Source organism: Streptomyces sp. NPDC025721, assembly GCF_055558595.1.
The window spans coordinates 1-8,729 of sequence record NZ_JBVHMF010000015.1 but is presented as its reverse complement, the minus strand read 5'-3'; the positions used below and the strand labels follow the sequence as shown (position 1 = coordinate 8,729).

The following is an 8,729-nucleotide window of genomic DNA, read 5'->3' as shown; positions in this document are numbered from 1 at the left end:
CCCCCCCCCCCCCCCCCCCCCCCCCCCCCCCCCCCCCACCCCCCCCCCCCCCCCCCACCCCCCCCCCCCCCCCCACCCCCCCCCCCCCCCCGGGCCTCGTTTCACGGTCGAACGGCGCGATCCGGAGGACGGCGCGGCTTAGAACAGGTAGTTGTACGTGTTCCAGCCGCCGCCGATCTTCACGCGGGCCGCGAACGGGGCGCCGGCGTTGCCGGTGCCCTTGTACAGCCACAGGACACCCGACGTGTCGCGGGCGATCAGGTCGTTGCGACCGTCACCGCTGGTGTCGCCCAGGCTGAGGATCTTGTTGTAGGTGTTCCACCCACCGCCGATCTTCGTCCGCGCGGCGAACGGCGCGTCGATGTTGCCGGTGCCCTTGTAGAGCCAGAGCGCACCGCTGCTGTCGCGGGCCACGATGTCGGGCTTGCCGTCACCGGTGAGGTCACCGCGGCCGGCGATCTGGTTGTAGGTGTTCCACCCACCGCCGACCTTGCGCTTCTTGGCGAACGTGCCGTCCGCGTAGGACAGGTAGAGCCACAGCACGCCGCTGCTGTCACGGGCGAGCAGGTCCGGGTTGGCGGCGCCGCCGACGTTGCCCGGCGTCACGAAGGCGTTGTAGACGTTCCAGCCGGTGCCGATCACGGTGCCCTCGTCGGGCGAGGCCGCCGAGAAGATCCGGAGCGTGCCGCCGAACCGCGCGTAGACGTTCACGTGCGTGTCGTTGCCCGAGTTGTTCTTGAAGAACGCGTTGGCGCTGCCCATCCCGTAGCCGGTCTGGGTGCGGGAGCCGAAGCCGTTCGCCTTCGGCGGGTAGCTCCAGATCCGGCCGCTGGAGTCGCGGCCGTCGATGCCGAACGACCAGATCTTGTCGTCCTGCGCGGCGTTCGTGGAGAACGTCGAGACGCCGGGTGCGGCGGTGTGGCTCTGCGCGTCCTTGACGGTGGTGAGCGCGGGCGAGCCGCCCTCGGCGCTGGCGGCGACGGAGGCGCCCAGCACCATGGCGAGCGTGCCCGCCGTCACCGCGGCGGCCCTGGCCTTCATTCCCCGTCCGGTCCGCCGGTTTTTCTGCGTTTTCACGTAGTGGTCCCCCTCAGTGAAATGTCCCTGCTCCGTACGGATCACTCCGCACGGGAGCCCCTGACGCTACCTCCTTCGCCCCCCGGCTCTCTCATGGGCAGGTCATGGGTCCGTCACAGTTTCGATACCGTCAAGGGCATCTGGAACAACAGGACATGACGGGACGGCGGGGGGGGGGGGGGGGGGGGGGGGGGGGGGCCCCCCCCCCCCCCCCCCCCCCCCCCCCCCCCCCCCCTCCGCCGTGAGACCGCTTCAACTGGCTTAGTACACCGGCTTGTCGGGCTCGATCGTGTTGACCCAGCCGATCACGCCGCCGCCGACGTGCACGGCGTCGGAGAAGCCCGCGGACTTCAGGACGGCGAGGACCTCCGCGGAGCGCACACCGGTCTTGCAGTGCAGGACGATCCGCTTGTCCTGCGGCAGGTGCTCCAGGGCACTGCCCATCAGGAACTCGTTCTTCGGGATGAGCTTCGCGCCGGGGATGGAGACGATCTCGTACTCGTTCGGCTCGCGGACATCGATGACCTCGATGTTCTCGCCGTCGTCCATCCACTCCTTGAGCTGCTTGGGAGTGATGGTCGAGCCGAGCGCGGCCTCCTGGGCCTCCTCGGACACGACGCCGCAGAACGCCTCGTAGTCGATCAGCTCGGTGACGGTCGGGTTCTCGCCGCAGACCGCGCAGTCCGGGTCCTTGCGGACCTTCACCGTGCGGTACGTCATCTCGAGGGCGTCGTAGATCATCAGGCGGCCGAGCAGCGGCTCACCGATGCCCGCCAGCAGCTTGATGGCCTCGGTGACCTGGATCGAGCCGATGGACGCGCACAGCACGCCGAGGACGCCGCCCTCGGCGCAGGAGGGGACCATGCCGGGGGGCGGGGGCTCCGGGTAGAGGCAGCGGTAGCAGGGGCCGTGCTCGGACCAGAAGACCGATGCCTGGCCGTCGAAGCGGTAGATGGAGCCCCAGACGTAGGGCTTGCCCAGCAGCACGCACGCGTCGTTGACCAGGTAGCGGGTCGCGAAGTTGTCCGTGCCGTCGACGATCAGGTCGTACTGGGAGAAGATCTCCATCACGTTCTCGGCTTCGAGCCGCTCTTCGTGCAGGACGACGTTCACGTACGGGTTGATGCCCTTGACGGAGTCGCGGGCGGATTCGGCCTTCGAGCGGCCGATGTCGGCCTGGCTGTGGATGATCTGACGCTGGAGGTTCGACTCGTCGACCTCGTCGAATTCGACGATGCCGAGCGTGCCGACGCCCGCGGCGGCCAGGTACATCAGGGCCGGAGAGCCGAGCCCGCCGGCGCCGACACACAGCACCTTGGCGTTCTTCAGCCGCTTCTGGCCGTCCATTCCCACGTCGGGGATGATCAGATGGCGCGAATACCTGCGGACCTCGTCAACGGAGAGCTCGGCGGCCGGCTCGACCAGGGGTGGCAGCGACACAGGGACCTCAGCAATACGGTTGGTCGGTCATCAGTCAGTACGTGCGGTACGTGCTGTCCCTGCAACACTGCCACGCCGGTCTTCATTCCAAGACACCCGGTCCGAGGACCGAGACGGAATCGGCTCACATCCCGGTCACGTCCCGGTCACGCTCCGGCCGCGCTCCCCCCGCGCCCTGGCCGTGCCCGGTCCGAGGGGCCGCCGCGCCGGTGCTACGTGCTCGGCGACGGCTGTTTGCGCAGCATACGGACGGCTTCGTGCCAGTATCCGGCCAGGCCCGCCCACGGGTCGGCGCCGTCCCGGTCCGTGCGGTCGGTGAGGCACACCGTGGACGCGCCCTGCCAGCGGGCGATCCGCAGGGCGGTGTCCAGATGGGACCTGGGCAGGCCGTGCACCAGGTGCACGAAGCGTTCCGGCGGGTACGCGGCCGTCCACTCCGGCGCCTCCGACCAGCGGTAACTGGTCCAAGGGCCGCAGAAGGTGACGAGCTGGTCGGCCAGTTCGGCGTATCCGGGCCACGGGTGCTCGCCGTGGCCGAGGACGATCTGGCCGCCGCCGCTCTCCGGCAGGCGCGAGGCGGCGGCTCCCGCGCTCCCGCTGGCCCCGCTGCCCCTTCTGCCTCTGCTGTCCCCGCTGTCCACGGCGTCCTCGTTGCCCTCCGTGCCCCCGGGGTCCTCGTCGTCCGCGTGCAGCAGTGCCCGCAGCGTGGTCACCACCCGGCGGCACTCGGCGGCGTCGGCGCGGCCGGTCGGGGCGCGGTCCAGGTAGAAGCCGTCGACCCGGTACCAGTCCAGGTAGTGGGAGGCGTCGGCGAGCAGGTCGCCGAAGGGCCGGGTGCCGTTGCGGCAGTCCAGCAGTCCGAGGACCGGGACGCCGTTCTCACGGACGCGGCCGACGACCTCTCCGTACAGCGGGTCGGGCCGCGTACCGGGGCCGCGGGCCACGTCGAAGGCGGCCCAGTGCAGCGGCGCCCCCGGCCGGGCCAGTTCGGCCCATTCGGTGGGGGCGACGAGCGGGTGCGCGAACGCCGGGACGCCGAAGCCCATCGCGTCCCGGCCCGCGCCCGCACGGCGGCGCAGTCCCGTGCCCCACTGGTGCGGTCGCGTCAGACGCGACATGCCGCCTCCATCCACACATCGGCCAGGGACTCCTCCAGGCCGATCCGGGGCCGCCAGCCGAGCCGGTCCCTGGCGGTACGGACGTCGGCCTGCTGCCAGCCGCCGCAGCCGTCGGGGTACGGGGGCGGCCCGGCGGAGGCGGGCGTCTCGTCCAGTTCGTGCAGCGAGCCCTCGTAGCCCGCCACATGGGCGAGGGCCGCGGCCATCTCACGCATCCGGACGGCCCGGCCGCTGCCGATGTTCACCACGCCCTGCGCGGCGGACAGCGACGCGGCGTGCACGGCGCGGGCCACGTCGCGGGCGTCGATGAAGTCGCGCTGGACGCCGAGGCCGCCGAGTTTCAGCTCGCCGTCGCCGTTCTGCATCGCGCGGCGCAAGGTCTCGGCGACCCGGCCGAGCGGGGCCCCGGTCGGGGTGCCGGGGCCGACCGGGCTGAACACCCGCAGCACCACCGCGTCGAGACCTGAGCTGAGGACCAGTTCGGTCGCGGCGAGCTTGCTGACGCCGTACGGGCCGCCGGGGCGCGGCACCGCGTCCTCGCCGGTGGACGCGCCCTGCGGCGAGGGCCCGTACTCGGAGCCGCAGCCGAGCTGGACGAGCCGGGCGTCGACCTGGCTGCGGCGCATCGCCTCGCAGACGGTGGCGACGGCGACGGTGTTCTGCCGGGTCAGCTCGCGGGCGCCGCCCCTGGTCGTACCGGCGCAGTTGATCACGACTCCGGGGTGCACGGCGTCCAGGAACCTGGCGAGGACGCCGGGCGCGCCGCTCGCCAGGTCGAAGCGGACGTCCGCGTCGTCGCTCCTGCCGAGCGCGGTGAGCTGGACGGCGGGGTCGGCGAGGAGCCGCTCCGCGACATGCCGGCCGAGGAAGCCGTCGGCTCCGAGCAGCAGCACTCTCATCGCGTGCCTCCGAGTGCCTGCGCCGAGTGTCCCGTCGTGCGCCCGCGGGGCGGAAGGCCGTCCTCGCGGACGAGGAGGGGGCGTGCCGGGCGTCGGGCCGCGGTCGGGGTCGGGGCGGTTCGGTACCTGGTCAAGGGGTGTTCTCCTGGTCGTTCGTTCTGCTGAGGTCAGGGGTGGTGGCGCGGCGGCGGCCGGTGCGCGGAGGCACGGGGCAGCACGCGGAACGCCTGCGCGGTCAGCACGAGTGCGGCGGCGCCGCAGATGACGGCTTGCGCGGTGGCGGGGGCAGGGCCGAGGCGCAGGGGGGTCGCGGCGAGGGTCAGCGCCTCGGCGGCGCAGGCCGCTCCGAGACCGGCCGCCGCGTGGCCGGGGAAGCCGTGCACGGACAGCAGGCGCGCGGCGAAGAGCAGCAGGCCGAGGGCGGCCGGTCCGGCCAGTGGCGCGGAGCCCGCGACGGCGGTGGCCGTGTCGAGCAGGGCGATCAGCGCGACGGCGTACGCGGCGAGGGCCGCGGCCAGGCGGGGGCGTACGGCGTCGGCGAAGTCCGACAGGCCGTGGCTGGGGGCGAGTTGGGCCCTGGAGCGGACGGCGAGCCAGTGCGCGCAGTACGCGGCGGGCAGCAGGGCGAAGGTGAGCGCCGCGAGGGTGGCGGCGCCCGCGGTGCGGCCGGTGGCGTGCCCGGCGTAAAGCGCGTAGCCGAGCAGACCGTACGTCCATACGGCGGCGCCCGCGCCGCGCTCGACCCGCAGCGGTCCGATCCGTACGGCGGCCCACGCGACGACGGCGACGAACGCCAGCAGCGGCAGCCGTACGCTTCCGGGGGCTCCGGCCGCCAGCGCGCACACCGCGCCCGGCACCGCCTGCGCGGCCCCGGTCCGCCAGCGCGGCAGGGCCCGTTCCCGCTCCCCCGGCGCCGCCTCCAGTCGGCGTACCGCCCTCGGGACCCGCGCGTACAGCTCCTCCGCGAGCCCGAAGACGTCCCGGTGCCGCAGGCGTCGCGCGGCTCCGTCCGTCACGCCGTGGGCTTCCAGCCCGGCCGCGATCTCCCACTCGTCCACGGCTCCCGCGATCAGCGCCTCGTGCCGGTGCATCACTCCCCGTACGGGGTCGGCGGGGCCCCTGCGCCGCGGCTCGTCCGCACCGCCCGGCCGCCCCGCCCGAAAGTCCGCCACCCGCCCGCCGGCCTGCGGCCCGCCCCGCGCGGCCCGTCGCCCGCCGTCGATCCCCACCAACCGCCCTCCGGGCCGCGCCTCCCCACCCGCCCCCGCCCCAGCACCGCGTAGCCCCGCACCCTCGGCGTCCAGGCCGACCGGTACCGGCCCGCGCCGCTCGCGAGCGGGGCCGCCAGGCAGGGCCAAGTCCCCGTCCAGGACCGCCACTTCGAGTACGGAAGCGTTTGCGCCCGCGCGCGCCGATTCCTTCTCCGCCTCGGGCCCCTCGGCAACGCGGAGGCCCGCGCCCGAGCGCAACCCGCCGTCAGCGTCCAGGCCGCCCGGTACCGAACCGTCCCGCTCGCGAGCGGAGCCGCCAGGCAGGACCAAGTCCCCGTCCACGACGGGCACTTCGGATACGGAAACGTTCGTGCCCGGGCGGGTCTCGGACCGCATGAGGCCCGCACGGCTCACGGATGCGGCACCATCCGGGTCCGCGAGGCGAGCGTCAGGCAAGCCGTGCGCCCCGTCATCACCCGGGTTCGTCGGTCGGGGCTCGGGCCGCCGCGCCGAATCCGCGTGGGCCTGCGGCTCGTCGGTGACGCGGGGGCCCGCGCCTGAGCGGGGCTCGCGCTGCTCGCGAGCGGGGTCGCCAAGCACCGCCAAGTCCCGGTCCACGACGGGCACTTCGGATGCGGAAGCGTCCGGACTCGGTGGCGCGGCGGCGGGTGGGGAGGCGGCTCCGGACGAATCTGCGCGGGTTGGGGCGGCGGGGCGGGGCTGGGCGGTCTCGGGCGCGGCGGCGGGCGGTTGCGCGTCGTCCGCGACGGCGGTCCGGGACCGTACGCGCGACGGGTCGCCGTCCGGGGGGGCCGCACGCAGCTCGGCCGGGTGCTCGTCGGAGTCCGGGTTCCGCGCCGGGAGGCGGGAGGCGCCGAAGAGGGCCGTGACCGTCTCGTCGAGGGAGTGGGGGGTGGCCTCGTCGTCGTAGGCGTCTATGTCTATGGCGGTGGGGTCGTCGGGGTCGTGGGGCGGGAGCCGCAGGGGTGAGGCGGGCGGGGCGGCCTGGGCGGTGAGGCGGGTGAGTAAGGCGTGGGCGGGGGTCGGCGTGGTCATGAGGGGGAGCCTCCGGAGGCGGACGGGGCACCTACGGGTTCGGGGGTGCGGGACCAGGCGGGGTGGGCGGGGGTGGGGGCCAGGCGGGCCGGGACGTGCGACTCGGCGGGAGCCGTGAACGGCCGCGGATCGCCCGCCGCGTCGAGCAGCGGCTCGCGCCGCACGGGATGGTGCGCGACCACGTCGAGATAGCTCTCGCGGAAGGCGTCCACGCACCGGGTGACGGTGAAGAGCGCGAGCGCCCGCTCCCGGGCCGCGGCCCCGAGCCGCGACGCCCGCTCGGGCCCGCGCAGCAGATCGACGACGGCGTCCGCCAGCGCCTTGGGGTTGCGCGGCGGCACGACGAGCCCGGTGCCGCCGATGACCTCGCGGACGGCCCCCACGTCGGTGGACACGGTGGGCCGCCCGCAGAACATCGCCTCGACCAGGCTCAGCGGAAAGCCTTCCGCGCTGCTGGAGAGCACCACGACGTCGCCCGCGGCGTACGCGTCGGCGAGTTCGGGCGCGCCGGGCGACCCGATCTCCTCGAAGCTGACGGGACTCTCACCGACGGCGTTGGCGTCGGCGGCCTCGTAGGGGAAGAGCTGCGCGGCGAGCGTCCGGCAGTGCCCGAGGTAGGAGGCCGCGCGTTCGTCGGCGGCCCGCAGTCGCAGGTAGAAGATCCGCAGCCGCGCCCGCGGCTCGTCCGCGCGTATCGCGCGGAAGGCGTGCAGCAGCGCGATGAGGTCCTTGGCCGGATCGATCCTGCCGACCCAGGCGAGCGTGGGGTCGGCGTGCGCGGCGGGCGCGGTGGCCTCGGCCTCGGCGGCCTCGCCCGCGAGGGCGAAGCGCGCCGCGTCGATCCCCGGATGGATGGTCCGCATCCGGTCGCGCGGCGCCCCGCACCGCTCCTGCCAGCGCCGCACATGTGTGGAGCCGGGCGTGACGAGCGCGGCCTGCCGGTAGCTCTCCCCGGCGAGCAGCCGGTGGTAGTCGCCGAGCACCACCCGTACGGCTCCGGCCAGTCCGGCCGCGCGGTTCCCGAGCAGCGCCTCCCGTACCCGCACGGTGCACTCGGTGACGATGAGCGGCGTTCCGCAGAACCGTTTGGCCAGCAGGCCGGGCAAGGCCGCCGGGCCCCCGGAGACGGCGTGGCAGACATCGACGGCGCCCAGTTCGCTCGACCCGTACCAGGGCGCGGACAGCGGCCTGAGCTGGCGTTCCAACAGCTCGGCGACGGCGAGGAGTTCGGTGACGACGATGTCGCCGAGCACGGGACGCACGCCGGGGGCGCGGCACGCCGACTCCAGGGCGGCGAGCGCGTCCTCGCCGCGCAACAGGTCGGGCAGGCCGCCGTGTTCTGCGGCGACCTCGGCGAGACCGTACAGCCCGGAGGCGAAACGGTCCGCCCGGTCGGCGGAGCCGAGCCCGGCACCGCCGGCCAGCGCCGCGACCAGGTCGCGGTAGTGGGTGAGGAAGTCGGCGCGTCTGGCGCGTCTGGCCGCCCGGCCGCCGCCGCACGTCGGCGCGAGGGCGGCGGCCGGGGGCTCCCCCCAGAGGCGTTCCGCGCGGAACCGCCGTACGTGCGACGGCACTTCGACGCGGCCCCCCGCCTCCGTCCGCGGTGACCGGCTGAGCGCGTACACGTCGAATTCGTGGTGCGCGAGACCGCGGACGAGCCGGTCGCACCACGCACCCCCTTCACCTCGCGCGTACGGGTAACCACCCTCGGTGAGCAATGCGATACGCACGTGTACGCCCCCTTTCTCCCTGGCTCGGCCACAACGGAATGTCGGCCGGGTGGCGCCCACGGGACCTGCGTCCGCCCGGCGCGAAGACGTTATTCCGGTACGGCGGTGGGGGGGGGGGGGGGGGGGGGGGGGGGGGGGGGGGGGGGGGGGGGGGGGGGGGGGGGGGGGGGGGGGGGGGGGGGGGGGGGGGGGGGGGGG

Annotated in this window: 6 protein-coding genes; all 6 read right to left on the bottom strand. The window is 74.6% G+C overall.

The features are described from left to right. Positions 1-138: 138 nt before the first annotated feature. On the bottom strand, positions 139-1,077 hold the full coding sequence (locus ACZ4EF_RS21285; RefSeq protein WP_391044304.1) for an FG-GAP repeat domain-containing protein: 939 nt from the start codon (positions 1,075-1,077) through the stop codon (positions 139-141). A 261-nt stretch (positions 1,078-1,338) separates the two neighbouring features. After that, on the bottom strand, positions 1,339-2,517 hold the full coding sequence (gene moeZ / locus ACZ4EF_RS21280) for an adenylyltransferase/sulfurtransferase MoeZ (RefSeq protein WP_355348647.1): 1,179 nt from the start codon (positions 2,515-2,517) through the stop codon (positions 1,339-1,341). Positions 2,518-2,729: 212 nt separating this feature from the next. Further along, positions 2,730-3,563 (bottom strand): spherulation-specific family 4 protein, encoded by an 834-nt coding sequence (locus ACZ4EF_RS21275; RefSeq protein WP_467506143.1) that lies wholly within the window; start codon positions 3,561-3,563, stop codon positions 2,730-2,732. A gap of 59 nt (positions 3,564-3,622) precedes the next feature. Further along, positions 3,623-4,534 (bottom strand): NAD-dependent epimerase/dehydratase family protein, encoded by a 912-nt coding sequence (locus ACZ4EF_RS21270; RefSeq protein ID WP_188283310.1) that lies wholly within the window; start codon positions 4,532-4,534, stop codon positions 3,623-3,625. Positions 4,535-4,701: 167 nt separating this feature from the next. Continuing rightward, complete coding sequence (locus ACZ4EF_RS21265; protein ID WP_467506043.1) at positions 4,702-5,625, bottom strand: hypothetical protein; 924 nt, start codon at positions 5,623-5,625, stop codon at positions 4,702-4,704. Between the two features lie 1,172 nt (positions 5,626-6,797). Continuing rightward, positions 6,798-8,531, bottom strand: a complete 1,734-nt coding sequence (locus tag ACZ4EF_RS21260; protein ID WP_467506041.1) for a DUF3492 domain-containing protein — start codon at positions 8,529-8,531, stop codon at positions 6,798-6,800. Positions 8,532-8,729 lie beyond the last annotated feature (198 nt).